This window comes from Actinosynnema sp. NPDC002837 (assembly GCF_040295345.1).
Lineage (GTDB): Bacteria > Actinomycetota > Actinomycetes > Mycobacteriales > Pseudonocardiaceae > Actinosynnema.
Map to the genome: position 1 here is coordinate 32,084 of NZ_JBEOVG010000039.1, position 25,231 is coordinate 57,314.

Annotated in this window: 21 protein-coding genes and 1 pseudogene; 11 read left to right on the forward strand and 11 right to left on the reverse strand. The window is 71.9% G+C overall.

Annotated features, from left to right (window positions below; translation table 11 throughout):
- Nucleotides 1-25: 25 nt before the first annotated feature.
- Complete coding sequence (locus ABTZ99_RS24745; protein ID WP_498782493.1) at nt 26-622, reverse strand: hypothetical protein; 597 nt, start codon at nt 620-622, stop codon at nt 26-28.
- Nucleotides 623-729: 107 nt separating this feature from the next.
- Between ABTZ99_RS24745 and ABTZ99_RS24750 the strand changes: the two genes are divergently transcribed.
- Nucleotides 730-3,006, forward strand: a complete 2,277-nt coding sequence (locus ABTZ99_RS24750) for an ATP-binding protein (RefSeq protein ID WP_499614414.1) — start codon at nt 730-732, stop codon at nt 3,004-3,006.
- Nucleotides 3,007-3,436: 430 nt separating this feature from the next.
- Here ABTZ99_RS24750 and ABTZ99_RS24755 read toward each other — a convergent pair whose 3' ends face one another.
- Genes ABTZ99_RS24755 through ABTZ99_RS24765 form a run of 3 tightly spaced genes read right to left on the reverse strand, consistent with a single transcriptional unit; the run spans nt 3,437 to nt 5,564 of the window.
- Entirely contained in the window at nt 3,437-3,820 is a 384-nt protein-coding gene (locus ABTZ99_RS24755) for a RidA family protein (protein ID WP_498782491.1), read from the reverse strand.
- Nucleotides 3,821-3,849: 29 nt separating this feature from the next.
- A complete protein-coding gene (locus ABTZ99_RS24760) occupies nt 3,850-4,599 on the reverse strand; it encodes an IclR family transcriptional regulator (RefSeq protein WP_498782489.1) in 750 nt (249 codons plus the stop codon).
- Nucleotides 4,596-5,564, reverse strand: a complete 969-nt coding sequence (locus tag ABTZ99_RS24765) for a sugar kinase (protein ID WP_499614331.1) — start codon at nt 5,562-5,564, stop codon at nt 4,596-4,598. The genes ABTZ99_RS24760 and ABTZ99_RS24765 overlap by 4 nt, the downstream gene beginning before the upstream one ends.
- 102 nt (nt 5,565-5,666) lie before the next feature.
- On the opposite strand from ABTZ99_RS24765, the gene ABTZ99_RS24770 reads away from it, so the two are divergent.
- From ABTZ99_RS24770 to ABTZ99_RS24800, 7 genes are all read left to right on the forward strand, one after another.
- Nucleotides 5,667-6,920: an amino acid deaminase gene (locus ABTZ99_RS24770; RefSeq protein ID WP_499614334.1), complete on the forward strand. Its 1,254-nt coding sequence runs from the start codon at nt 5,667-5,669 to the stop codon at nt 6,918-6,920.
- A 10-nt stretch (nt 6,921-6,930) separates the two neighbouring features.
- Nucleotides 6,931-8,520, forward strand: a complete 1,590-nt coding sequence (locus ABTZ99_RS24775; RefSeq protein WP_499614336.1) for an N-acyl-D-amino-acid deacylase family protein — start codon at nt 6,931-6,933, stop codon at nt 8,518-8,520.
- Nucleotides 8,517-9,911: a GntP family permease gene (locus tag ABTZ99_RS24780; protein ID WP_499614338.1), complete on the forward strand. Its 1,395-nt coding sequence runs from the start codon at nt 8,517-8,519 to the stop codon at nt 9,909-9,911. The genes ABTZ99_RS24775 and ABTZ99_RS24780 overlap by 4 nt, the downstream gene beginning before the upstream one ends.
- A gap of 385 nt (nt 9,912-10,296) precedes the next feature.
- Complete coding sequence (locus tag ABTZ99_RS24785) at nt 10,297-10,908, forward strand: response regulator transcription factor (protein WP_498782479.1); 612 nt, start codon at nt 10,297-10,299, stop codon at nt 10,906-10,908.
- The gene (locus tag ABTZ99_RS24790) at nt 10,905-11,555 is read left to right on the forward strand and encodes a hypothetical protein (protein ID WP_499614341.1); all 651 of its coding nucleotides are present in this window, start codon (nt 10,905-10,907) and stop codon (nt 11,553-11,555) included. The genes ABTZ99_RS24785 and ABTZ99_RS24790 overlap by 4 nt, the downstream gene beginning before the upstream one ends.
- 5 nt (nt 11,556-11,560) lie before the next feature.
- Entirely contained in the window at nt 11,561-12,934 is a 1,374-nt protein-coding gene (locus ABTZ99_RS24795; protein WP_498782475.1) for a hypothetical protein, read from the forward strand.
- Nucleotides 12,931-14,304 carry a hypothetical protein gene (locus ABTZ99_RS24800; protein ID WP_499614344.1) on the forward strand — a complete coding sequence of 458 codons (1,374 nt, stop codon included), beginning with the start codon at nt 12,931-12,933 and terminating at the stop codon, nt 14,302-14,304. The genes ABTZ99_RS24795 and ABTZ99_RS24800 overlap by 4 nt, the downstream gene beginning before the upstream one ends.
- 138 nt (nt 14,305-14,442) lie before the next feature.
- Here ABTZ99_RS24800 and ABTZ99_RS24805 read toward each other — a convergent pair whose 3' ends face one another.
- Both ABTZ99_RS24805 and uvrA read right to left on the reverse strand, forming a co-directional pair.
- A complete protein-coding gene (locus ABTZ99_RS24805; protein ID WP_499614346.1) occupies nt 14,443-14,964 on the reverse strand; it encodes an SRPBCC family protein in 522 nt (173 codons plus the stop codon).
- Between the two features lie 327 nt (nt 14,965-15,291).
- The gene (uvrA, locus tag ABTZ99_RS24810; protein ID WP_498782469.1) at nt 15,292-18,165 is read right to left on the reverse strand and encodes an excinuclease ABC subunit UvrA; all 2,874 of its coding nucleotides are present in this window, start codon (nt 18,163-18,165) and stop codon (nt 15,292-15,294) included.
- Between the two features lie 247 nt (nt 18,166-18,412).
- Between uvrA and ABTZ99_RS24815 the strand changes: the two genes are divergently transcribed.
- On the forward strand, nt 18,413-19,204 hold the full coding sequence (locus ABTZ99_RS24815) for a maleylpyruvate isomerase family mycothiol-dependent enzyme (protein ID WP_498782467.1): 792 nt from the start codon (nt 18,413-18,415) through the stop codon (nt 19,202-19,204).
- Nucleotides 19,205-19,305: 101 nt separating this feature from the next.
- On the opposite strand, the pseudogene ABTZ99_RS24820 reads toward ABTZ99_RS24815, so the two are convergent.
- A pseudogene (locus ABTZ99_RS24820) lies at nt 19,306-20,244 on the reverse strand (acyltransferase family protein); the annotation flags it as partial.
- 117 nt (nt 20,245-20,361) lie between these two features.
- On the opposite strand from ABTZ99_RS24820, the gene ABTZ99_RS24825 reads away from it, so the two are divergent.
- On the forward strand, nt 20,362-21,039 hold the full coding sequence (locus tag ABTZ99_RS24825) for an MBL fold metallo-hydrolase (RefSeq protein WP_498782465.1): 678 nt from the start codon (nt 20,362-20,364) through the stop codon (nt 21,037-21,039).
- Nucleotides 21,040-21,100: 61 nt separating this feature from the next.
- On the opposite strand, the gene ABTZ99_RS24830 is transcribed toward ABTZ99_RS24825, so the two are convergent.
- Nucleotides 21,101-21,922, reverse strand: coding sequence for a DUF4365 domain-containing protein (locus ABTZ99_RS24830; protein ID WP_498782463.1), 822 nt, complete (start codon nt 21,920-21,922; stop codon nt 21,101-21,103).
- A 240-nt stretch (nt 21,923-22,162) separates the two neighbouring features.
- Here ABTZ99_RS24830 and ABTZ99_RS24835 point away from each other — a divergent pair, with 240 nt between their 5' ends.
- Nucleotides 22,163-23,260 (forward strand): beta family protein, encoded by a 1,098-nt coding sequence (locus tag ABTZ99_RS24835; RefSeq protein WP_498782461.1) that lies wholly within the window; start codon nt 22,163-22,165, stop codon nt 23,258-23,260.
- 290 nt (nt 23,261-23,550) lie between these two features.
- Here ABTZ99_RS24835 and ABTZ99_RS24840 read toward each other — a convergent pair whose 3' ends face one another.
- The 3 genes from ABTZ99_RS24840 to ABTZ99_RS24850 form a co-directional block, all read right to left on the reverse strand.
- A complete protein-coding gene (locus ABTZ99_RS24840; protein WP_499614351.1) occupies nt 23,551-23,829 on the reverse strand; it encodes a DUF7336 domain-containing protein in 279 nt (92 codons plus the stop codon).
- A 37-nt stretch (nt 23,830-23,866) separates the two neighbouring features.
- A complete protein-coding gene (locus ABTZ99_RS24845) occupies nt 23,867-24,265 on the reverse strand; it encodes a hypothetical protein (protein ID WP_498782457.1) in 399 nt (132 codons plus the stop codon).
- Nucleotides 24,266-24,343: 78 nt separating this feature from the next.
- On the reverse strand, nt 24,344-25,174 hold the full coding sequence (locus ABTZ99_RS24850; protein WP_498782455.1) for a class I SAM-dependent methyltransferase: 831 nt from the start codon (nt 25,172-25,174) through the stop codon (nt 24,344-24,346).
- Nucleotides 25,175-25,231 lie beyond the last annotated feature (57 nt).

The window sequence follows — 25,231 nt, forward strand, 5'->3', positions numbered from 1 at the left end:
GCCGGGGTCGGAGCGGGCCCCGGCGTCACGGCCGGACGCCGCTGGCCCGCAGCCGCCGGGCGGCCAGCGCCTCGATGACCTCGGGGTCCTGCCGCCGCCAGCCCTCGACCGGGTCGCCGGGGAACGTCGCCAGGTCGTGCAGCGACAGGGTGGTCAGCGCGTGCAGCGCGAGCAGGTCGAGCCGTCCCTGGTCGCGCAGCCGCCGCGCCACCGCGGCCCGTCGGGCGAACCGCAGCCGCAGCGGCAGCCACGTGATCAGCACGAACGCCAGCGGGATGGCGATGAGCGCGGTGGTGAGCCACAGCGCGGTGGACTCGACGGCCGCCACCTGGGCCTGGCCCGCGTCGGTCAGCGTGCCGCCGGCGGAGCGGCCGCGTTCGAGCGCGTCGGCGAGCTTCCCGCCGACCAGCGGCACCTCGCGGGCCTTGGCGGCGGCGTCGCCGAACGTGTCGCTCAGGCCCTGCCCGGCGGTGGTCAGGCCGTCGCCGGGCGCGCGCAGCGCGCGGACCGCGTCGCCCACCGCCGTGGCGACGTCCACCCAGAACCAGGTCCAGGCGACCGCGAGCAGGTCGGCGACCACTTGCCACGCCAGTCGGGGCGAACGATCCGCGTACCACTTCATGAGGTGTGGTCTTACCACCCGGGCGTTACCGGAAACCGACGTGACGGTCGTCGCCGCGACCGCGGGTCGGTGTCGCGGCGGGTGGCACTACTGTCGCAAGCGTGGGGATGACGTTCGGTGAGCTGCTGCGCGCACACCGGTTGCGGGTCCGGTTGACGCAGGAGGAGCTGGCGGAGGGTTCCGGGGTCAGCGTGCGGGCGATCAGCGACATGGAGCGCGGTCGCGCGAAGGGGCCCCAGCGGCGCACGGTGGAGGCGCTGGCCGGTGTGCTCTCGTTGGCGGAGCACGAGATCCGGGAGTTGCTGGACGCGGCCAAGGAGGGTCGGGCGCGGCGCGCGCCGTCGCCCGCGACGCCGTCGGCGTTGCCGCCGGACGTGGCCGACCTGACGGGTCGCGAGGTCGAGCTGGCCGAGTTGGCGGCGGTGGCGGAGGGGACGCGGACCACCTCGTTGGTCGTGGTGCACGGTCCGCCGGGCGCGGGGAAGACGGCGTTGGCGGTGCGGGCGGCGTACCAGTTGGCGTCTCGTTTCGCGGACGGGTGCTTCTTCTTCAACCTGCGCGGGATGGACGTGCGGCCGGTGCACCCGTCGGAGGTCGTGCACCGGATGCTGGTGGCGCTGGGCGTGCCGGAGAAGGAGATCCCGGCGGGCGAGGCGGAGCGCTCGGACCTGTACCGGGCGCGGTTGCGGGAGCGGTCGACGTTGCTGGTGCTGGACAACGCGTCCGACGAGGCGCAGGTGCGGCCGTTGTTGGCGACGGGGTCGGGGTCGTTGGTGCTGGTGACGTCCCGGTTGGTGCTCGGCGGGTTGGAGGCGGGTCACCGGCTGGGGTTGGACGTGCTGGACCCGGTCGAGTCGTTCGACCTGCTCGGCGCGATCGCGGGGCGGGCGAGGGTGGGTGCGGAGCCGGTGGCGACGGCGCGGGTGGCGAAGCTGTGCGGTCACCTGCCGCTGGCGCTGCGGATCGCGGGCAACCGGCTCGCGAGTCGTCCGAAGTGGACGATCGGGCACCTGGCCGGGCAGCTGGTGGACGAGCGGCGGCGGTTGTCGGCGTTGACGGCGGGCGACCTGCAGGTGCGGACGGCGTTCGAGATGTCCTACCGGCAGCTCGGCGAGAAGGCGGCGGTGTTGTTCCGCCGGTTGTCGCTGGTGCCGGGCGCGGACTTCGGGCCGGACCTGGCCGCGGTGCTGGCCGACGTGGACCGGTTCGCGGCCGAGGACACGTTGGAGGAGTTGGTGGACATGAGCCTGCTGGACACCGCGGAGGTGCCCGGTCGGTACGTGTTCCACGACCTGATCCGGGTGTTCGCCGGTGAACGGCTGCTCGACGAGGAGCCGGCGCCGGTGGTGGCGCAGGGGCGGCGGCGGATGGCGGACTGGCTGCTGGGCACGGCGGTGGCGGCGGCCGGGTTCTTCGGCCCGGACGCGCGCACGACGCCGTCGGGGCCGTTGGGCAGCCAGGAGGACGCGGACGCGTGGCTGACCGCGGAGGCCGCGAACTGGTTGGGCGCGATGCGGTGGGCGGCCTCGAACGGGTTGCCCGCGGAGGTGCTGCGGCTGGCCACCGCGATGCACTGGTACTCCGACCAGCGCGGGCGGGCCGAGACGTGGGTCGAGGTGTTCACCGCGGGGGTGGCGGCGGCGCGGGCGTTGGGCAGCGTGCGCGACGAGGCCGTGCAGCTGAACTTCCTGACGTGGACGCTGTCGGTGCTGATGCGCCGGTACCCGGAGGCGTTGGCGTTGTACGACGAGGCGTGGCGCGCGTCGGTGGCGGCGGGTGACGTGACGGAGCAGGGCTGGGCGGTGCACTACCGGTCGGTGTCGGAGCTGCGGACCGGGCGGTTGGAGGAGGCGCAGGTCAGCGCGGTGCGGGCGCAGGAGTTGTTCCGGCAGGCGGGGTTCCCGCTGGGTGAGCAGATCTCGTTGTCGTGCCTGGGGTTGGTGCTCGACGGGTTGGCGCGGTACGAGGACGCGGTGCGGGTGCACCGGGAGCTGCTGGCGAACGTGCGGGCGGGGAAGCTGGACCTGGCGCCGGTGATGGCGAGCGAGATGTCGGCGACGCTGCTGGTGCGCACGGCGGACACGCTGGGTCGGTTGCAGCGGTGGCCGGAGGTGCTGGCGGCGGCGGACGAGGCGTTGGAGCTGTTGCGCTCGGCGACCGCGCCGCCGAGCCTGTGCGACGCCCACTACCTGCGCGGGTTGGCGTTGCACCGGCTCGGCGATCCGGAGGGCGCGCGGGTGGAGCTGACGCGGGCGGCGGCGCTGGCGTCGGATCACCGGCACCACCGGCTGGCGGTCGTGCTCGGCGCGTTGGCCGACGTGCTCGACGACCTGGGCGACCCGGTCGCGGCTGGGGTGTCCCGCGACCAGGCCGCTGCTCTGTGAGGCCGCTGTCGATCAGCCGATCGGTGATGCGTTCCTAGCCATCGCCGGGTCCTTCCCTGACGTGCTCTTGGGGTTGTGGCCAGTCAATCGCCCGCGCGCGCCCGACACCACGCAGAACAACCGGCAGAAGTACGCGCGATCGCCCGTTCGGGCAACTGCCGGGGCCGTTGGTCGCCCATTCGGGCACTTTTCGGCGGGACTGGCACTGTGTTCCGCATGAGGGGTGTCGACCCTGCCTGGTCGCGGAAGATCAGGAGCGGACCAGAGGACGAGGAGCAGAGGACGAGGCTGCGCGAGGTCGTGCGGAGGGCGTTGCCGGCGCCGGTCTGCGTGACGTCGGCCTGACCGGTTCGGACTTGAGGGGGCGAAGCTGAGCGGGGCGGACGTGGCGCAGGCGAAGCTGCCCCCGGACGCCCCGGCTCCGTGACGGCTACTCGACCACCGCGAGGGCGTCGATCTCGACCAGCAGCTTGTCGGGCAGGCCGACGTAGACGGTGGTGCGGGCGGGGAACGGCTCCTCGGTGACGAACTCGCCGTAGGCGGCGTTCATCTCGGCGAAGTGCGCGGTGTCGGTGAGGTAGACGCGCAGCATCACCACGTCGGCGAGGGTCGCGCCGCCGGCCGCCAGCACGGCGATCACGTTGCGCATCGCCTGCCTGGTCTGCTCGGCCACGGTGTCGCCGACGACGGCGCCGGTGGCCGGGTCGAACGCGACCTGGCCCGCCACCTGCAGCACGGGTCCCTTGCGGACGCCCTGGGAGAACGCGGCCACGGGGGTGGGCGCGTCGGCGGTCCTGATCTCGGTCTTCGCCATGGGTTGTGCGTTTCCTTCCTGGTGGGTCTTCAGTCGCGCGGCGTCCAGCCGCACTCGACGGAGGCGGCCCGCGCGGTGGCGAGCAGGTCGGGCAGGTGGCCGAGCAGCCCGTCGAAGTCCAGCAGCACCTTGGGCACGGACATCGACACGGCGGCGACGACCTCGCCGCGGGCGCCGCGGATGGGCGCGGCGACGCAGTGGATGAAGTCCTCGTGCTCGGCGTTGTCGACGGCGTAGCCGGCGGCGCGGACGCGGTCCAGCTCGGCCAGGTACGCGTCCGGCGTGGTGATGGTGTTCGCGGTCAGCGGCACGTAGTCGATGGACCGGGCGACCTCGCGGCGGCGCGGCTCGGGCAGGTCCGACAGCAGCACCTTGGCCACGGCGGTGCAGTGCAGCGGGGCCCGTCTGCCGATGCGCGAGTACATCCGCATCGGGTGGGTGCTGTCGTACTTGTCGATGTAGATGACCTCGCCGTCCTCGTAGGAGGCCAGGTGGACGGTGTAGCCGGTGCGGGCGTTGAGCTCGCGCAGGGCGTTCTCGGCGCTGCGCCGCACGTCCCGCTCCTCCAGCGCCCGGTTGGCCAGGTCGAACAGGGCGGTGCCCAGCCGGTAGTGGTGCACGCCCTCGCGCTGCACGAACCGGTGCGACTCCAGCGTGCGCAGCAGCCTCATGGTGGTCGACTTGTGCACCTCGATGACGCCCGACAGCTCGTCCAGCGTCTTGGGCCCGGTGGCCAGTTCCCCCACCAGGGTCAGCGCCCGGTCCAGGCTTTGGCTCATCGACGTCTCCTCAGGTGTGCGGCGGCCCACGTGCGGGAATCGGCGTCCAGCAGTGGCACGGTCACCGCGGGCGGCAGCGACTCGCCGACATCCTCCCTGGTGAGCAGCGCGGAGGCGGCCAGGAGGTGCCCGGCGCGCAGTCGGCGCGCCGGTGGCTCGCCGGCGAGGTGCGCGGCGAGGTAGCCGGCGGCGAACGCGTCGCCCGCGCCGACGGGTTCCACCACGTCCACCCGCAGGCCCGGCTGGAACGTCGACGCGCCGCCCTCGACCACGGTCGCGCCGCGTGCGCCGTGCTTGACCACGAGCGTCGTCGGGCCGGGCAGCAACGCCCGCAGCGCCGCCGGGTCGCCGGTCCCCCACACGGCGTGCGCCTCGTCGGCGCCGGCGAGCACGATGTCGGCCGCGTCGGCGAGGTCCCGCAGCACGGCCGGGTCGCGGTCGTGCCACAGCGCGGGCCGCCAGTTCAGGTCGAACGACACCGGCGCGGACCGCGGCCGGCGCAGGACGGCGCGCAGCAGCTCGAGGCAGCTGTCCGAGAGCGCCGCGGTGATGCCGCTGACGTGCACCAGCGCGACGTCGTCCCACCGCAGCCGGTCCAGCGTGGCCGGTCCCATCGCGGACGCCGCCGAGCCGCGCCGGTAGTACCGCACGGGGCTGCCGGCGGCGTCGGCTTCCTTGACGTAGAGGCCGGTCGGCCGGTCGGGGTCGACGCGCACGCCGGTGACGTCCACGCCAGCGCCGCCGACCGCGTCGAGGACCGCCCCGCCGAACGCGTCGTCGCCCACCGCGCTCACCCAGCGGCTGCGCACGCCGAGCCGGGCCAGGTGGATGGCCACGTTGGACTCGGCGCCGCCGATCGCCCGGGTCCACGTGCGCGCCGCGCGCACCGGACCGGGTTCGGCGGGCAACAGCACCGCCATGGTCTCGCCCAGGCACACCACGCCGCCCGGCAGGTCGAACCGCATCCGAACTCCTTGATTGACGGCGGCGGTGACCGAATGTTACACACTCCAGCATCACATCGCGCAATAGCCGTTGCAAAATGCGCAACGTTAGGAGCGGGAGACGTGGATCTCGACGCTGTGGCCGCCATCCGCGACGAGCGGGTCGACTGGCGGTTCAAGGGCCTGCCCGCCGACGCGTTCGGCGCCACGATCGGCGACGTGGCCGCCCGCCGGCTCGACCTGTTCGCCGACGGGTTCGTCGGACCCCTGGTCGTGCTGGACGCCGCCGCGCTGGAGCACAACCTCGCCACCATGGCCCGCTGGTGCGCCGACCACGGCGTGCTGCTGGCGCCGCACGGCAAGACGACCATGGCCCCGCAGCTGTTCGCCCGCCAGTTGGCGCACGGCGCGTGGGGGATCACCGCGGCCAACACCAGCCAGCTGAGGGTCTACCGGGCGTTCGGGGTGGCGCGGGTGGTGCTGGCCAACCAGCTCGTCGACCCCGCCGGGCTGCGGTGGCTGGCCGCGGAACTGGCCGCCGACGACACGTTCGAGTTCACCTGCTGGGTCGATTCCGTCGCGGGCGTGGCGCGGATGACCGAGGCGCTGGGCGCGGTCGAACGGCCGGTCGACGTGCTGGTCGAGCTCGGGGCGCGCGGCGGGCGGACCGGCGCGCGGGACCTGGCCACCGCGCTGGAGGTGGCCAGGGCCGCCGCCGCGAGCCCCGCGCTGCGCCTGGCCGGCGTCGGCGGCTACGAGGGCGCGCTGGCGCACGACGCGTCACCGGCCGCGCGGTCCGTCGTGGACGGTTACCTGACCTCGTTGCGCGAGCTGGCGATCGCCGCGCGGGACCTGTTCTGGGTGGACGAGCCGATCGTCACCGCCGGCGGCAGCGCGTACTTCGACCAGGTGGCGGCGAAGCTCACCGAGCCGTGGCCGTTCCCGGTGCGGCCGGTGCTGCGCAGCGGCGCGTACATCACCCACGACGACGGGTTCTACCGCGGCATCTCGCCCCTGGGCCGCACGCCCGGCGCGCAACCGTTCCGCAGCGCGTTGCGCGCGTGGGCGCAGGTCACCTCACGTCCGCAGCCCGACCTGGCGCTGCTGACGCTGGGCAAGCGGGACGCGTCGTTCGACGAGGGACTGCCCGAGCCGCAGGTCCGGCGCGGCCTGGACGGCGTCGAGCGGCCGTTCTCCGCCGAGGTCACCGCGCTCAACGACCAGCACGCGTTCGTGCGGCTGTCCGGCGACGACGTCGAGGTCGGCGACTGGGTGGGCCTCGGCCTGTCCCACCCCTGCACGGTGTTCGACAAGTGGCCGCTGATCCCGGTGGTCGAGGGCACCACCGTGGTCGACCTGATCCGCACCTACTTCTAGGGGGTTCGGCGTGGACATCGTCTTCAGGGGCGCACGGGTGGTGGACGGCACCGGCGCGCCCTCCTACCGGGCGGACGTGGGCGTGCGCGACGGGCGGATCGCCGCGATCGGCGACCGGCTCGACGGGCGGCGGGTGATCGACGCCGACGGCCGGGTCCTCGCGCCCGGCTTCATCGACATGCACTCCCACTCCGACGTCCAAGTGCTGGCCGACCCCGACCACCTGGCCAAGGTGTCCCAGGGCGTCACCACCGAGGTCCTCGGCCAGGACGGGCTGTCCTACGCGCCCGTGGACGACGACGTGCTGGCCGTGCTGCGCGCGCAGCTGGCCGGGTGGAACGACGACCCGCCCGGCTTCGACTGGGGCTGGCGCTCCGTCGGCGAGTACCTGGACCGCCTCGACCGGGGCATCGCGGTCAACGCCGCCTACCTCGTGCCGCAGGGCACGCTGCGGATGCTGTGCGTCGGCTACGAGGACCGGCCCGCCACCGACGCCGAGCTGGACCGGATGCGGGAGGTGCTGGCGCGGTCGTTGCGCGAGGGCGCGATGGGCATGTCGTCCGGCCTGACCTACACGCCCGGCATGTACGCCGACACCGCCGAGCTGACCGAGCTGTGCCGGGTCGTCGGCGCGCACGGCGGGTTCTACAGCCCGCACCACCGCAGCTACGGCGCGGGCGCGCTGGAGGCGTACGCGGAGATGGTGCGCGTGTCGCGTGACGCCGGCTGCCCGCTGCACCTCGCGCACGCCACGATGAACTTCGAGGTCAACCGGGGTCGGGCGGGCGAGCTGCTGGACCTGCTGGACCGGGCGATCGCGGACGGCGCGGACATCACCCTCGACACCTACCCGTACCTGCCCGGCGCGACGTACCTGTCGGCGCTGCTGCCCAGCTGGGCGGGCGAGGGCGGACCGGAGGCCACCCTGGCCCGGCTGGCCGATCCGGGCACCCGCGAGCGGATCCGGGTCGAGGTCGAGGAGACCGGCTCCGACGGCTGCCACGGCGTGCCGGTCGACTGGTCCGCCATCGAGGTCAACGGTGTGCGCAAGGCCGAGAACGCCCACCTGGTCGGGCACTCGGTCGCCGAGTCGGCGCGCCGGGCGGGCCGGCCGCCCGCCGAGCTGTACTTCGACGTGCTGCTCTCCGAACGGCTGGGCACCTCGTGCCTGATGCACGTCGGCCACGAGGACAACGTCCGCGCGATCATGCGGCACCCCGCGCACACCGGCGGCAGCGACGGCCTGCTGGTCGGCGACCGGCCGCACCCGCGCGCGTGGGGCACGTTCCCCCGCTACCTCGCCCGGTACGTGCGCGAACTCGGCGTGCTGGGCCTGGAGGAGTGCGTGGCCCACCTGACCGGGCGGGCCGCGCGGCGGCTCCGGCTCGCCGACCGGGGACTCGTCCGCGAGGGGCACGCCGCCGACCTCGTCCTGTTCGACCCCGACGCGATCGCCGACACCGCGACGTTCGCCGAACCCCGGCAGGCCGCCGCGGGCATCACCCACGTCGTCGTCAACGGGGTGCCCGTGCTCGACGAGGGAGGGCGGACCGACGCCCTGCCCGGCCGTTCCCTGCGACACCACCGGAGCCGCCCGTGATCGACTGGTTGCAGCACAGCACGGGAGGGCTGCTGACGCTGTCCGCGATCGGCATCGCCCTCCTCCTGGCGATGATCATCAGGTGGAAGGTCGAGCCGTTCATCGCGCTGCTCGTGGTCGGCCTGCTGGTCGCGCTCGCCGCGGGCCTGCCCGTGGAGACGCTGGTCGGCTCGGCGCAGAAGGCGTCGGACTCCCTGGTGGAGAAGGGTTTCGGCGGCATCCTCGGCCACGTCGCCGCGATCATCGGCCTCGGCACGCTGCTCGGCTCGATCCTGGAGGCCTCCGGCGGCGCGGAGGTGCTGACCCGGTCCCTGCTGCGGGCGTTCGGCGAGAACCGCGCCCCGCTCGCCATGGGCCTGTCCGGGCTGATCTTCGGCGTGCCGGTGTTCTTCGACATCGGCATCTTCGTGCTCGCTCCGCTGGTCTACGTGGCCGCGAAGCGCAGCGGCCGGTCGATCGTGCTGTACGCCATGCCGCTGCTGGCCGGGCTGTCGGTGACGCACGCGTTCATGCCGCCGCACCCCGGTCCCGTCGCGGCGGCGGGCATGCTCGGCGTGGAACTCGGCTGGATCATCGTCATGGCGCTGGCCGTGGCGCTGCCGTCGTGGTTCATCGGCGGCGTGCTGTTCTCCGCGTGGATGGGCAAGCGGCTGCACGTGCCCGTGCCGGAGGAGATGCTGGCCGCCGCGGAGACGGCGCGCGGCGAGCAGGCCAAGGGCGAGCCGCCGCTGTCGCTGGTGCTGGGGATCATCGCGGTGCCGCTGGTGCTGATCCTGGCGGGCACGTTCGGCAGCATCCTGCTGCCCAAGGGCTCCACCGTGCTGGGCGTGTTCACGTTCTTCGGCACGCCCGCGGTGGCGTTGACGATCGCCGTGCTGCTGGCGTTCTGGCTGCTGGGCTTCCGCCGGGGCATGACGCGCGAGCAGGTGACCGAGCTGTCCGCCGCGTCGTTGCGGCCGGTGGCGATGATCCTCCTGGTGGTCGGCGCGGGCGGGTTCTTCGGCGCGGTGCTGTCCGCGACGGGTGTCGGCAAGGTGCTGGCCACGTCGCTGGCCGACGTCGGGCTGCCGGTGATCGCGCTGTCGTACGTGATCAGCTGCGGCATGCGCATCGCGCAGGGCTCGGCCACCGTGGCGATCGTGACCACGACCGGCATCGTCGTGCCCGTCGTGGCCGACCTGGACTACTCGCAGCCGCAGCTGGCGCTGGTGGTCATGTCGATCGCCGCGGGCTCGATCATCGCCTCGCACGTCAACGACGGCGGGTTCTGGATCGTGTCGCGCTACTTCGGCCTGTCGGTGAAGGAGACGCTCCAGACGTGGACCGTGCTGGAGACCATCCTGTCCGTGGTCGGGTTCGTGGTGGCCGCCCTGCTGAGCCTGGTGGTGTAGCCGGCGGGGTGCGTGGTGAACCTCCCGGGGGCGACCTGGCAGCCACCCAGGCGGACCGCGGGCGGGCACGGCCGGCGGAGGTGGCGGCGCTGGTCCCGCCGAGTGACCCACTGGTCCGAACGGCCTACACCGCACCCCGGCGGCCGGTACGCCGTGCGGCCATCCGAGTGGCCACCGGAGGGCCCGTTGAACCGGTGGGATGAATTGCGACGCGCTATGCGCGACCGGAGGTAATATCGCTGGAAACGGTTCACCGGTTCGGGATGGGGGCGATTTCCCATTGTTCCCGATACGTGGCTGTTCGGCTCCGCCCACCATTTCGGACGACGGTCCCGGAATAACCGGGGGCGCCCGTTTCGAGCAGCCGCCCGACGCGGACGTGCTGGTGCTCGGCAAGGGGCACGCGCTCGCCGAGGCGCTCGCCAGCGGCCTGCGGCTGCTCGGCTGGCGACCCCGCCTGGCCGAGCCGCCGGGCCCGCCGAACCCCCGCCGCGTCGTGCTCGTGGAGGACGAGTCCGGTCGCCTGCCCACCGCCGAGGGCAGGTGGGCCGGGGTCGTGGTGGCGGTGGGCGACATCCGCGCCGTCGAGGACCTGATCGGCCACGTCGCCCGCGGCGCGCGGGCCGTCGACGCCGCCCTTCCCTACGAATGCCTGCTCAAAGCCCTGCACGACGCCTTGCGGGCGGCCTCGCCCACGGCCGCGGAACGCGACCTGGCACTGGCCGGCCTGCGGGCGAGGCTCGACGAGGCACGTCGCATCAGCACGCTGACCGAGCGCGAAGCGGGGGTGCTGGCGGGCATCGCGGCGGGCTACCGCGCCGAGGACATCGCCCGCGACCTGTCGGTCTCGGTGGCCACCGTGCGCAGCCAGATCGCCGCGGTCCTGCGCAAGCTCGACGTCCGCTCGCAGACCGCCGCCGCGGCCACCGCCCACCGCTGCGGCCCCGACTTCGACCCGCGCCACCCGTGGCGGCGATTTCATCAAAATTGTGGATGACCACCGCCGCCGGCGCCGCGCAACCTGAAGTGGACATCGAGACCACTGGGAGGCGCATGATGTCCCACATCGACGTGCTGCAATTCATCGGAGCAATTCAGGGGTGGACCCGGCAGCGCGATGGCCAATTCAAGTACAACTGGCCCGTCAAGGGCGGGTGGGAGGGCTGGATCCAGGTCGACCTGACCGCGTCCATCCTCACGGCCGCGCCCACCGCCGAGATCCTGCGGGAACAGCCCGTCTACACCAACACCCGGCAGCGGTGCGACCTGCTGCTCAACACGACCGCCGCGCCGGACGCGCAGGTGATCGTCGAGCTCAAGGCCGAGTCGTGGCACAACCGCGCCGCGTTCGTCCCCGGGGTGATCGACGACCTCGACAAGCTCCAGCAGTCCGTCAGCCCCGCGTACGCGGGCTCGAACCGGGTCATGCTCGCCATGCCGTTCAGCCAGCCGAGCTACCAGGACGTGCTGGGCATCCAGATCGACGGGCACCGCATCTTCAGCGCGGTCCACGTCGGCGAAGTGGCCTGCCTGGTGGCCGTCCGCACCGCGCAGGGCTGGCTGAGCCCCGAAGGGCTCGGCGTGCCCGAGGTGGCCGGCGCGCTGCCGTTCGTGCCCGCGCAGCCCGCGACGGCGGGGAGGTGAGGGTCGTGACCGACTGGAACGCCGCCCTCTTCACCAAGCTGTACTCCAAGATGGCGCTCGCGCTCGGCGTGACGCCCGACGAGCAGGGCGACGCGGAACTGGCCGCCGAGCTCGGCGAACCGCTGCCACCGCGCTACTCCCCCACCGCCGCGCGCCAGGACCCGCAGTTCCTGCTCGCGATCCTCAACCCCGGCCAGTACGTGCCCGCCGACCTCAACCCGGCGCACGACCTCGACGACTGGTACGCGCTGTCCGTGCTGCTCAGCCGCGTCCCCCAGTTCAGCTGGGTGTACAAGCCCGCGGCGAGCTCGGTCGACAACAACTACCGGTCCGTCCTCGAGTACAAGGAAGCACCGGAGGTGCACCTCACCCCCGAGCAGCTGAAGCAGCTCGACGCCGCGACCAAGACCGCGGAGAAGTACGAGGACGTCTACGAGAAGTACCGGGATGCCTACGAGGTCGCGATCACGGCCTACGACAGCGCGTACGCGGACTACAAGGACGGCGGCCCGCCCGTCCCGCCGTCCCTGAAGCGGAAGGTCACCGCGGCCCTCCAGGACTGGCAGCGCCTCGGCCACCGCTCCGCCGTCGACTCGGCCACGGCGATCATCGCCCGCTACGAGGCGCTGGAGCCGGAGACGTTCTGGTACAAGCTGACCGAGCGGTTCGAGACGGGCGCCCAGGACGCCGGGCTGGGCAGCCCGTTCCAGCCCGTCGGCGTGTCACCGCCGTACAAGTCGTGGTTCGGCGAGCACGGCTGGACCTCGTTCTCCTTCGACCAGAAGGACATGGACAACCAGCAGGAGTCCCAGGCCATCGGCGTGTCCGGCAGCCTGGACGGCACGTTCGGCATCTTCAAGGTCTCCGGCGACGGCGACTACAGCAAGGACTCGTCGTACACGAAGATGACCCAGACGGAGCTGGCGTTCAGCTGCAAGCTCCTGCGCGTCAGCCTGGACCGCCCGTGGATGAACCCCCTGGTGCTGTCCAGCCGCGCGTGGCGGTGGGCGCCCGGCACGCCGACGTACGGCAGCCAGTTCTCCACCGGCGCGGACATCGCCTCCGACGTCGCGCCGACCGGCACCATGACGGTCATCCCGACCGCCGCGATCCTGTCGAAGGACCTGCTGGTCAAGGGCAACTTCACCGACACGATCGTCAAGCAGATGAACACCGCCATCAAGGCGAAGGCGTCGGTCGGCATCGGTCCGTTCAGCATCTCGGGCCGGTTCAACATGGCCGACCACAGCGGCAGCCAGACCGGCGTCATCGCGAACAACCAGATCAGCGCGCCGGACGTGCAGATCGTGGCGTTCGTGTGCGAGGTGCTGCCCAAGTCGCCCGACCCCGACCCGACGCTGAAGTGGCCCAACCCGTGACCACGGCACGCCGGCACGACCGAACGGCCCGGTACCGCACCGGGCCGTTCGACCTCACGCCGGAGGACTTCGACGCGGAGCTGTTCGCCCAGCTGTACAGCAAGCTCGCGACCGGTTTCTCCGCCGCCCAGACCGTGGCCGAGCGCAGCGGCGCCCTGCTGTCGCTCATGGTGCCCGGCCAGTACGTCAAGCAGAACCTCGACCCGGACGACCCGGGCACGCAGTACGTGCTGTCGAACCTGCTGAACCCGACGCTGGCGTGCTCGTGGGTGGTGCAGCGCGGCGCGGCGAACGTCACGGAGGTCTACGAGGCCGTGCTGAACGGCAAGGAGCCGCCGTTGACGCACCTGACCGAACGGCAGCGGCAGGACCTGGCGGCGGCCCGCGCACTCGTCTTCCAGCCCGACGGCGCGCCGACCGCGCGGTACGAGCGGTACCTGGCGTGCCGACTGGCGTACCTGGAGGCGTCGGCCGCCTACGAGCAGGCGCTGGCCACCGAGCGCAACGGCGGCCGGAAGGTGCCGCCCCGGCTGCGCAAGGCGCTCGACCGGGCCGTGGAGCGGTGGCGGGTGGACGGGGACCGGGACGGCGTCGACCTCGCGTTCGCCACGATCGACCAGTACGACGCGCTGGAGCCGGCGTTGTTCTGGCAGCGGCTGGGTGAGCGCTTCGGGCAGTGGACCCGGCCCTACGGCGTGGGCGGCCACTACCAGCACGTCCACACCGCACCCCCGTACCGGGAGTGGTTCACCGACGACGGGTGGTCCGCCTTCACGTTCGACGAGCTCGACTTCGCCCACCAGGACCGCTCCGGCGGGGCCGGGCTGGAACCGTGCCGCTGTCGGTGCGGCGACGGGCCCGCCCCCGCCCGCGGCGGCTTCCACCAGGCGTCCACCGCGGAGTTCGACGGCGGCCTGCGGCTGCCGACCGCCGTGCCGACCCGGTTCCGGCTGGCCTGTGAACTGCGCCGGGTCGAGATCGCCCGGCCGTGGCTGGACCCGCTGGTGCTGCACAGCCGCGCCTGGCGGTGGTCGCGGGCGAGCGGGACCTACGGCGTCCGGATCTCCACCGGCGGCGACCTCGTCGGGTCGCTCGTGCCGACCGGCGTGATGCCACTGCTGCCGACCGCCGCCGTGCTCGCCCGCAAGGTGGAGATCGAGTGGAGCGACGGCGGGTCGTGGGCCGACCGCCTCGCCGCCCCCAACGGCCCTGAGCTGAGGTTCGGCCCGTTCCGCCTGACCGGCGCCACCACCGCGGGCGACCACATCTCGATGCCAGACCCCCAGCTGGTCGGCTACCTGAGCGAGGTCCTACCGCGCTGCCCCGACCCCGACCCGCGGCTGCCGTGGCCCGACGACCCTCAGACCTGACCGAGCACGCCCTCGGGCCTACCTAGGCCCCCGCCCCCGCCCTTCACACCTGACCGAGCCCACCCCTTGGGCCTGACCGAACCCAGCCCTTCAAGCCTGACCAAACCCGACCGCTCAGACCTGACCGTGCCCGCCCCTTCAGGCCTGACCGCCCGTCGCCGCCTGACCCGCCGCCTGCCCGGTCGCCTGACCCGCCGCCTGCCCTAACGCCGCCTGGAACCCGGCCAGGTAGGTGCGCAGACCCCGTTGGCCGCTGCGCATCATCACCTCGTGGTTGGCCAAGAGCAGCGGCCGGGCGAGGAGGGCCAGGCGGCGCAGCAGCGGTTTGCGCACCACCACCTCCTGGTCGTAGACCAGGCGCGAACCGGTGCCCTCGGCGAAGATCCGCCAGCTCGCCGTGCCGTCGAGGTCGCCGACGAGGTCCGCGCGCAGCAGACCCGCCGCCGGCTCCCGGGCGTTGTGGCGCGCCTGGAACACCAGGTCGTACGGCAGGGCCGAGCGGCACCGGAGCTCGGCCACGTCGTCGGCGACGCGGCGGGCCGCGCGCACCTGCGGCCACCACCGCGGGTAGCTGCCCAGGTCGGCGAGGACGTCGAAGGTCCGCTCGGGTGTGCTGTCCACCGACCAGACGCTGCGGAAGCGGTACGTGTTCAGCGGCATGACGCCCATAGTTCCGTAGCAGAGCGGTTCCGTGGCAGAACGCCGTGGTGTTCCGCGGCATGGCGGCAGGGGCCAGCGGCAGGACGCCATGTGTCTGACAGCGGTGCGGCGGGTGGACGCTCGCCATGGTTCAGCGGCATGGCGCCATGGTCACGTGGACCGGTTGGGTGAGTGACGGCCCGCGGACACCGGGATGGTGATGTGACCGGGGCCGCCGCGCCTCCCTATCATTTCCGGCAACGCCGGCCGGCTTTCCATTCATACCCGGAGGCCGTCACGCCTTCGGGTGATCTTGGCCGGATGCCCGGCGGGTCGGGGGCCGACTGGTCAGCCGACGGCGGCGGTGGCTGGTAGGGCTTCGCGCAGGAATTGGCCGGTGTAGCTGTCCGGCACGTCGGCGACCTGCTCCGGGGTGCCCTCGGCCACCACGGTGCCGCCGCCGGACCCACCCTCGGGGCCCATGTCGACCAGCCAGTCCGACGTCTTGATCACGTCGAGGTTGTGCTCGATCACGATCACCGTGTTGCCCTTGTCGACCAACCCGTTGATCACGCCGAGCAGCTTGCGGATGTCCTCGAAGTGCAGCCCCGTGGTCGGCTCGTCGAGGATGTACACCGTCTTGCCCGTCGAACGCTTCTGCAGCTCCGCCGCCAGCTTCACCCGCTGCGCCTCACCACCGGACAACGTGGGCGCGGGCTGCCCCAGCCGCACGTACCCCAAGCCGACGTCGACCAGCGTGCGCAGGTGCCGGTGGATCGCGTTGATCGGCTCGAAGAACGTCGCCGCCTCCTCGATCGGCATGTCGAGGACCTCGGAGATCGTCTTGCCCTTGTAGTGCACTTCCAGCGTCTCGCGGTTGTACCGGGCGCCCTTGCACACCTCGCACGGCACGTAGACGTCCGGCAGGAAGTTCATCTCGATCTTGATCGTGCCGTCGCCCGCGCACGCCTCGCAGCGCCCGCCCTTGACGTTGAACGAGAACCGACCCGGCTGGTAGCCGCGCACCTTCGCCTCGGTGGTGGCCGCGAACAGCTTGCGGATGTGGTCGAACACACCCGTGTAGGTGGCCGGGTTGGACCGCGGGGTGCGGCCGATCGGCGACTGGTCGACCTGCACCAGCTTGTCGACCTGGTCCAGCCCGCGCACCCGCGTGTGCCTGCCCGGCACCTGCCGCGCGCCGTTGAGCTTGTTCGCCAGCACGGTCGCCAGGATGTCGTTGACCAGCGTGGACTTGCCGGAACCGGACACGCCGGTGACCGAGACCAGGCAGCCGAGCGGGAACGACACGTCGATGCCGCGCAGGTTGTGCTCCCGCGCGCCGACCACGGTGAGCTGCCGCTTCTTGTCGACCTTGCGGCGGGTGGCGGGCATGGGGATCTCCTTGCGCCCCGCCAGGTACGCGCCGGTGATCGACTCCTTGTTCTTCAGCAGCTCCCGGTACGGGCCGCTGTGCACGACCTTGCCGCCGTGCTCGCCCGCGCCGGGGCCGATGTCGACCACCCAGTCGGAGGTGCGGATGGTGTCCTCGTCGTGCTCGACCACGATCAGCGTGTTGCCGAGGTCGCGCAGCCGGACGAGGGTCTCGATCAGCTTGTGGTTGTCACGCTGGTGCAACCCGATCGAGGGCTCGTCCAGCACGTACAGCACGCCGACGAGCCCGGAGCCGATCTGCGTCGCCAACCTGATCCGCTGAGCTTCTCCACCCGAAAGAGTGCCGGACGCGCGGTCCAGTGACAGGTAGTTGAGGCCGACGTCGAGCAGGAAGTGCAGCCGGGCCTGGATCTCCTTGAGCACCGCGCCCGCGATCATCGACTCGCGCTTGCCGAGCTTGAGCCCGTCGAGGAACTCCGAGCACTCCGCCACCGACATCGCGCACACCTCGGCGATGGACTTGTCGCCCTTGCGCCCGTGGTGCAGCGTGACGGCCAGGATCTCCGGCTTGAGGCGCGTGCCCTGGCACGTCGGGCACGGCACCTCCCGCATGTAGCCCTCGTACTTCTCCCGCATGTACTCGGACTCGGTCTGCTCCTGCCGCCGTTCCAGGAACGGGATCACGCCCTCGTAGTTGGCGTAGTAGGAGCGCTCACGGCCGTAGCGGTTCTTGTAGCGGACGTTGACCTGCTCGTCGACGCCGTGCAGCACGGCCTTCTGCACCTTGGCGGGCAGCTGCCGCCACGGCGTGTCCATCCGGAACCCGATCGCGAGGCCGAGCGACTCCAGCAGCCGGGTGAAGTACTCGGCGGTCTGGCCGGACGCCCACGGCGCGATCGCGCCCTCGGCCAGCGACAGCTCGTCGTCCGGCACGACCAGCTCGGGGTCGACCTCCTTGCGCACGCCGATGCCGGTGCACGCCGGGCAGGCGCCGTAGGGCGAGTTGAACGAGAACGACCGCGGCTCCAGGTCCTCGATCGCCAGCGCGTGGCCGTTCGGGCAGGCCAGGTTCTCGGAGAAGCCGCGCACCCGGCCCGGGTCGTGCTCCGGGACGTCCACGAACTCCAGCTCGACCAGGCCGTCGGCCAGGCGCAGCGCCGTCTCCACCGAGTCGGTCAGCCGCTGCTTGGAGCTCGCCTTCACGCTCAGCCGGTCGATGACGACCGCGATGTCGTGCTTCTCCTGCTTCTTCAGCTTCGGCACCTCGGCGAGGGCGTGGACGACGCCGTCGACCTTGGCGCGCGAGTAGCCCTGCGACTGCAGGGTGGAGAACAGGTCGAGGTACTCGCCCTTGCGGCCGCGGATGACCGGCGCGAGCACCTGGAACTTGGTGCCCGACTCCATGGCCAGCACCTGGTCCACGATCTGCTGGGGCGTCTGCTTGCTGATCGCCTCGCCGCACGTGGGGCAGTGCGCCTTGCCGGCGCGGGCGTAGAGCAGCCGCAGGTAGTCGTAGACCTCGGTGATGGTGCCCACGGTCGACCGCGGGTTGCGGCTGGTCGACTTCTGGTCGATCGACACCGCGGGCGAGAGGCCCTCGATGAAGTCGACGTCCGGCTTGTCCATCTGACCGAGGAACTGCCGCGCGTAGGCCGAGAGCGATTCGACGTAGCGGCGCTGGCCCTCGGCGAAGATCGTGTCGAAGGCGAGGCTGGACTTGCCCGAGCCGGACAGCCCGGTGAACACGATGAGGCTGTCCCTCGGCAGGTCGAGGTCCACCCCTCGCAGGTTGTGCTCGCGCGCCCCGCGAACGACAAGCCGGTCGGCCACAACGGTTCCCTTCGGTTCTTGACCTTTCCCCGAACAGACGTTCGAAAAGCGTATCGGACCACCGCGTCGGCCCGGCCACCGCGTCGGCCCTGTCGGGGAGGGCGTCAACCATGCTAGGGCCGGGTACCGACAAATCGTGACGGGCACACTCCCACGATCGTGCGCCAACGGCTCTACCGGTCGGTAGTGAACGCCCCTACGCTGGGGTGATAGGCCGTTCGGCCGCAAACGCCGGGATGAGGTGCCCATGAGCTTCGCTGATGCCGCCCAGGTCCGATCCGCCCAGACGAGCGTACCCGCGCCCCGCGAGCAGTCGGCCGCGGTCCAGGACGCGGTCGCCGGGCTCGCCGAGGTCGAACGGGCGACAGGCGCGTTGTACGAGGTCGTCGCGGCCCTGGACCTCTCGGCGCTGCGCGGTCCGAGCCTGCTGCCGGGCTGGAGCCGGGCGCACGTGGTGACGCACCTCGCACGCAACGCCGACGCCCTGGTCAACCTGCTCATGTGGGCGAAGACGGGCGTCGAGCACCAGATGTACCCGAGCGCGGTGGACCGCGACGCGGACATCGCCGAGGGCGCGGGACGGCTGCCGCAGCTGCTGCGGGCCGACCTGGACGCGGCGTGCCAGCGGTTCGCCACGGCCGCCCGCGAGCTGCCGGCCACGGCGTGGGAGGCGGAGGTGGTGCACCCGACGTCGGGTCCGTTCCTGGCGCACCGGGTGCCGTGGCTGCGGCTGCGCGAGGTGTGGTTCCACCTGGTCGACCTCGACCGGGGCGTCGGGTTCGCCGACCTGCCGCCGGAGCTGCTGGAGCACTTCCTCGAGGAGGCCGTCGGCCAGTACGCCGACCGGGCGGACACGCCGTCGGTGCGGGTGGAGGCGGTGTTCCCGGACGGCCGTCAGCGCGGCTGGGAGCTGACCGCGGACAGCGCCACGTCGCCCGCGGTCGGCGGGGCGGCGGCGGACGTGCTGGCGTGGCTGACGGGCCGCCACAGCGGCGCCCGGCTGAACGGGACGGCGCCGACGCTGCCCAAGTGGCTCTGAGCGGCGTGCAGCCGGGCGGTGAGCAGCAGGCCGGCGAGGGTCGGCCGGCTCGCCGTCAGGGCGCGGTGCGCCGGGCGTTCGACGAACTTGGTGAGCAGCCAGCCGAGGAAGACGGCCGAGCCGGTGAAGAACGCCAGTTCGACCCACGGCCCGCCGTGGGGTGAGACCTTGGCCATGACGAGGTAGCCGAGCTCCTGGTGGACCAGGTACACGCCGTAGGAGATGCCCGCGAGCCACTTGATCGGCCGGGAGAGCAGGCGCACGGGGGCGATGTCCCAGTCCGGGCCGCCCGCCGCGGCGCACACGCCGATCAGCAGGACGCCGAAGCCGATGGTCGACGCGAGGTCGCCGCTGTGCCCGACCTGCACCAGGAGGGTCGCCGTGAGCAGGGCGAACAGGTGCCGGTCGCCGAGGCGCCCCTTGGACCACAGCCAGATGGCGACGCCGATGGCGAACAGCTGCGCGCGCTGGGCCCCGAGGCCGTTGTACAGGGCGTGGACGAGGCCGGGGTCGGCGGTCCAGTCCCGGATGACCAGGGGGACGACGATGAGGACCCAGAGCAGCGGCTTGACCGCCCGGCCGCGGATCCGCGACACCAGCAGGGCGCCCGCGATGAAGCCCGTGACCTGGATCGGGAGGGTCCAGTAGGCGGCGTCGACCAGGCGTGCCTCCGGGAACCAGCTCTGGAGCATGAGGACGTTGACGAGCAGGTCGCGCGGTTCGAGCTCGCTCCAGCCGTCCGGTGCGAGGTGGCGCAGCACGGTGTAGGTGCCCACGACGGCGACCAGGTAGGCGGGCAGCAGGCGGGCCAGGCGGTTGTGCAGGAAGCGGCCGGGTTCGCCCTTGGCCAGCGAGGCGCAGGCGAAGAAGGCGGAGATCACCACGAGCGTGCTCGCGCCGAACTCGAAGCCGAACACGAACGACGGCCGGCTGAGCTCGGGGTGGTTGGCCGGGCCGACGCGGGTGGCGTGCTGGAGGAGCACGCACAGCACGGCGAGGATGCGCAGGACGTCCCAGTTGATCCGACGTTTGGTAGGCACGAGGAAGAAGAACCCTAATCAGACGTTATCGCCGGGAGCGGCGGTGACCGTTACCAACCCTATGGGGTCGACCTGTGGGAGCCCTGAAGGGTGCCGGGTCGGATACGGTCGGCCATTGTGGACGTACTAGAGGACTACCAGGGGCACGTGTCGCCGGGCGGCCCGGCGGCACGGCGCACCCTCGACGCGCTGACCATCACCAAGGTCTCGGTCGGCCCGATGGACAACAACGCGTACCTGCTGGTCTGCCGCGCGACGAACGAGGGTCTGCTCATCGACGCGGCGGCCGACCCGGAGCGGCTGTCGGACGTGGTCGGCCACGACGTGCAGCGGCCGAGGCTGAAGACGGTCGTGACCACGCACCGGCACCAGGACCACTGGGGCGCCCTCGGCGCGGTCGCGGGCGCGAACGGCTCCAACACCATCGCGCACGAGGCGGACGCGGAGGTGCTGCCGATCCCGCCGGACGTGCTGGTGGGGCACGGCGACACGGTGCACGTCGGCGAGGTCCCGTTGACGGTGATCCACCTGCGCGGCCACACGCCGGGCTCGATCGCCCTGCTGTACCGCGACCCAACCGGCCACCCCCACCTCTTCACCGGGGACTCGCTGTTCCCGGGAGGGGTCGGCAAAACCACGTCGCCCGAAACCTTCACTTCGCTGATCGACGACGTGGAGACCCGGATCTTCGCCGAGCTGCCCGACGACACGTGGGTCTACCCAGGTCACGGCGACGACACCACCCTGGGGCGTGAGCGACCTCACCTGGACGAGTGGCGCGCGCGAGGTTGGTGAGCCGGCAGACGGGCTGTTCGGTGAGAACGAGCAGCCCGTCCACCCGCACGACCTGCTTCGCTCAGCCCTTCCGCGCCGGCGCTTTGCGCCACCACGCGCTCGCGGTCGCGCACAATCGCATCCACATCCGCTCGTCCACGGTCAAGACCACACGGCCAGGGGTGTCATGGTGTTCCAAGAAGTCGTCCACCATCCTGCCTCCCTCCACCCAGGCCGCCTCGCCGTAGTCGGTTATGGCCAGGGAATCTGGATTCTCGACGAAGAGAGTGACCCCTCCTCCCCTGCTGTGGCGCAACACCGCCCACGGCACGCCGAGTTGCTGCTGGAAGAAGAGAAGATCGCCGAACTCGTTGATGAAATGGGCCACGTAGTCGGTGGACTCCACACTGGCACCGACGTGATCGGCCAGGGCGTGAATGAGATCGGTGCGCGAGGAGAGGTGGAGGCGGAGTTCGTCGACGAATTCGGGTAACGTGTCGTCGGCCAGCACCGACTCACGGGGAACCCGGATCGATTTGAGTTCATCGCCGAATCGACTCGCGTTTCGCAACTGCGCGGTGGCGTTCGCCCAGTGGAGGGTGTCGGCTTCAGGATCGTGGACAACGCAGACCACCGGGATGTTCGGCTTGGACCAGTCGTCGCGGTGCTCGCCGACCCGCACCCGGTAACCGCCTGCGGAGCGGTAGGATCTTCCGGCCTTGACCTGCACCGCGATCGTGTCACCCGTGGTCTTGAAATCCGACACGAAGGTGACGTAAAGGTCTACGCCGAAGTCGTTGGAACCGTCGATCGGCTGCACGATGTGGTGATGCCGTTCGAACAACGCCGTCACCCGGTTCAATCCCACACGCCCTGTTCGGCGGTCGGGACTCACGCTTGCCATGCACCACGAATACCACGACCTCCGGAAAACCGGGCCACCACCGCACCGCCGCCATCGCCGGGCACGTAGCTTGACCGCACTTATGCGGTGGCCTGGATCCCGCACGGGTCACCGGGCCTCTCGGCGCGAGAGCGGAGCTGAAGATCACCCGATCGGCGGGCGTCAGCGGACCGGTCGAACTCCCAGGATCGAAGTTGCCCGGCTTGCGACCACAGGCACTGTTCGGCAGGGAGTCGCGCGATGACCTTCACCCCACTGGTCGCGTTGAAGAGCAAAAAGGGCGAACTCGACGCGCTCCTCCACCTTCCGGCGAGCCCCGGGTCACGACCGGCGATCCTCGTGGAATTGCTGGACTCCGTCGGAGTAGCGGAAAGAGGGCAACTCCTGCCCGCGCTCGTCAGAGCCGCGGTGGACGCTGCGGCGCACGACAATCCGCTGTGGATCGACGCGCACCTGCTCAGCGCGACCAGTTCGCTGGCCCGGCAGCCGGGCGGCCCGTTGGAGTTCCTCGACAAGCAGATCGAGAACACGCTGCACGACGAACTCGGGCTTCTGGCGCTCGACGTCACCGCGTTGACCCCAGTCGTTGGCGACTCGGCGACGGACGACGAGCTCAGGACGATCTCCCTGCTCCGGCAGCACCGGCCGCGGGACGTCGTGGTGCGGGTGCGCGGGGTCGCCACCCCGCCGGCAGAGATCGTCGCCCGGCTCCGGCGCGTCGTCAGCCGGACCGGTGTCGAGGCGGGGCAGCTGCACGCTGTGATCGACCTCGGCTTCATCGAGACCGTGCAGCCCGCCCATGTGACACGGACCGCACGGCTGATCGGCACTGTCGTCGACGGCATCGGGCCGTCGACGACGACGTTGCTGGCCGGTTCGATCCCGGCCAACCGGAACAGCTTCGCCACAACTACCCGTCATCGCCCCGAAGTGCCTCTGTGGCATGCGGTCGCCGAGCAGGTGGGCGGGGCGGTGAACTACGGGGACTACGGCGTGGTTCACCCGGTGCCACCCAAAGGCGGGGACCCCGGCCCGAGAACCGTCAACCCGTACCTCTACTACACGGCTCCGGGTTCCGTGGTCGCGCTGCGCAGACAGCTCGCCCGGGAAGACGGCAAGCCGGTGCAGGGTGCCGCCGTCGAGGCCTTCACCGCCTTGGCGGAGGAGCTGCTGGCACGGCCGGAGTTCGCCGGCAGGGACTTCTCGTGGGGTGACCACGAGCTGACCCGTTGCAGGCGAGGGGGCGGGAGAACCGCGGGCACCGTACCCCGCTGGATAGCCATCGCCACGTCGCACCACATCGAGCACGTGACGCGCCGGGCGCCATCCGACCTCTGATGCCGGCCTTGAGGGCTGACGGCCCGTGCTTGACCACTTGGCCAGAAGGACACGCATGGTTGCCCGGCCCGAGCGGAGTCGACACGGCACGCTTGTGACCAGACCAGGTGTACTGCCCGTCCGCGGGACGCGGCTGCCTGCTCGCCCGGCGGCCTCGTCTCGCGGACGGAGTCACAGGGGGAGCGCCCCGCACCGCTCCCAAGATCGGCAATGCGGTCGACGTCGAGGCCAAGGCGAAGGACACCGTGACTGCGGGGACTTCCGGGGACTGGCGGCGGCCCCGCCCGTGGTCACTCGACGATCGTGATGAACCCATCGGTCCACGCGTCCTCGTCGATCTCGTGCGGGTCGACCAGGAAGCAGTCCGGCTCGTCGGCGAAGCCGGGCGTCGACTTCGCGCGCTCGATCCGCTCCCGGGCGCGGCTCTCCGTCGAGTAGACGCCCAACAACTTCAGGTTGTCGCCGTCCCACTCGTCCCAGGTCAGCTCGCCGTCCTCGTCGACGTGCTCGACCGGGGAGCCGTCGAGGTTCCGGGCGTGGCGGACGTGCCAGAGCAGGAAGACTTCCACGCACCCGACTGTACGAGGACGAGCCCCGGGCGCGTGGCTACTCGTCGTGGGCCGCGGTGGGGCGGGCGAACACGTCCTCCGGGAGGAAGCAGCCGTAGTCCTGCAACGGCTGCGGCTCGTCCAGGACGAGCTCCTGGACGCGGCCGGCGGGTGACAGGCCGTCCGGGCGGTCCGGGACGCGAACGCCGGGCAGTGGCGGGCGGCCGGCGCGGGAGGACTCGGGGACGAGGTCGCCGTCGCGGTCGATCAACGCGTACGCGGCGTCGGTGACGTCGGCGACCGCCTCGGCCACCTCGGCGTCGGTGAGGCCCGGGTTCAGCTCCCGGTAGGCCGCCCGCGCGGCGGCCATGAACCGCTCCGGGTCGACCACCACGACGTCCCGGCGGGTCCGCACGCTGATCGTCATCCCGGCCACGGGGCTGCTCGGTTCGTCCACCCCGCCGAGCCTAGGTGCGAGCGGCGGGATCGAGGTGGGGATCCGCGGGTCCCGCCGACCAGGTCACCGCCGACCAGGTCACCGCCGCCCGGTCAGCACGGTGACGCGGACGTGTTCGGTGAACGGCGCGTGCGGCTCCAACGCGTCGCGGACCAGGTCGGTGAACGCCTCGCGGTCCGCGGGCAGCCGGTCCACGGGCAGCGCCGAGAGGACACCGCCCACAATGGACTCCAGGTCCAGGGTGTCGGTGTAGTCGACGCCGCGCACGTCGACCCGGAACCCGGCCGCGGCCAGGCTTTCCCGGTACCGCGCCTGGCTCTCCTCGTCGGTGCCGCACGCGCTGCCGGCGGGCGTGCCCAGCCACTGCTCCAGGCACTCGCGCAACGCCCGCGACCAGTCCTCGTCCTGCAACCACAGGGGCGTGCCGTTGGTCAGCACCGCCACCCCACCGCCGGGCCTGACCAGCGGGTGCACCGCCCGGAACAGCTCGTCGTGCCGCATCCAGTGCAGCGCCTGGCCGATCGTGACCACGCCGACCGACCCGTCGCCGAGCACCGCGCGCAACGCGGGCACGTCCGCGTCCGTCCCGACCACCCACGCCAGGTTCGCCGCGTCCCGCTCCTCCCCCGCGCGGCGGCCGTGCGCCAGCATGTCCGGCTCCGGGTCGACGCCGATCACGGCGCGGACCCGGGCCGCCAGCGGCACGGTCACCTGGCCCGTGCCGCAGCCGAGGTCCACCGCGACGTCGTCCGGTGTCAGCCCGAACACCTCTACCACCGCGTCGAACACCGCCGGCGGGTACCCCCGCCGGTAGCGGTGGTAGAACTCGGCCACGTCACCCCGGAATCCCTGCGCCATGCCGGACAGCGTGCCCACGGCCGTCGTCCGGGCGAAAGCGATTGCGCTCACGGCGGAACGACCACCACCTCCCGGGTGACGTCCCGCCGCACAAGCCGTGTCCCGGCC

Bases quoted from the DNA above. Each gene is read 5' to 3' on its own strand.
- ABTZ99_RS24815 (WP_498782467.1), top strand. From the start codon at position 18,413: ATGAGCTTCGCTGATGCCGCCCAGGTCCGATCCGCCCAGACGAGCGTA.
- ABTZ99_RS24835 (WP_498782461.1), top strand. From the start codon at position 22,163: ATGACCTTCACCCCACTGGTCGCGTTGAAGAGCAAAAAGGGCGAACTC.
- ABTZ99_RS24805 (WP_499614346.1), bottom strand. From the start codon at position 14,964: ATGCCGCTGAACACGTACCGCTTCCGCAGCGTCTGGTCGGTGGACAGC.
- ABTZ99_RS24765 (WP_499614331.1), bottom strand. From the start codon at position 5,564: ATGCGGTTCGACCTGCCGGGCGGCGTGGTGTGCCTGGGCGAGACCATG.
- ABTZ99_RS24830 (WP_498782463.1), bottom strand. From the start codon at position 21,922: ATGGCAAGCGTGAGTCCCGACCGCCGAACAGGGCGTGTGGGATTGAAC.
- ABTZ99_RS24755 (WP_498782491.1), bottom strand. From the start codon at position 3,820: ATGGCGAAGACCGAGATCAGGACCGCCGACGCGCCCACCCCCGTGGCC.
- ABTZ99_RS24750 (WP_499614414.1), top strand. From the start codon at position 730: ATGACGTTCGGTGAGCTGCTGCGCGCACACCGGTTGCGGGTCCGGTTG.
- ABTZ99_RS24760 (WP_498782489.1), bottom strand. From the start codon at position 4,599: ATGAGCCAAAGCCTGGACCGGGCGCTGACCCTGGTGGGGGAACTGGCC.
- ABTZ99_RS24745 (WP_498782493.1), bottom strand. From the start codon at position 622: ATGAAGTGGTACGCGGATCGTTCGCCCCGACTGGCGTGGCAAGTGGTC.
- ABTZ99_RS24790 (WP_499614341.1), top strand. From the start codon at position 10,905: ATGACCACCGCCGCCGGCGCCGCGCAACCTGAAGTGGACATCGAGACC.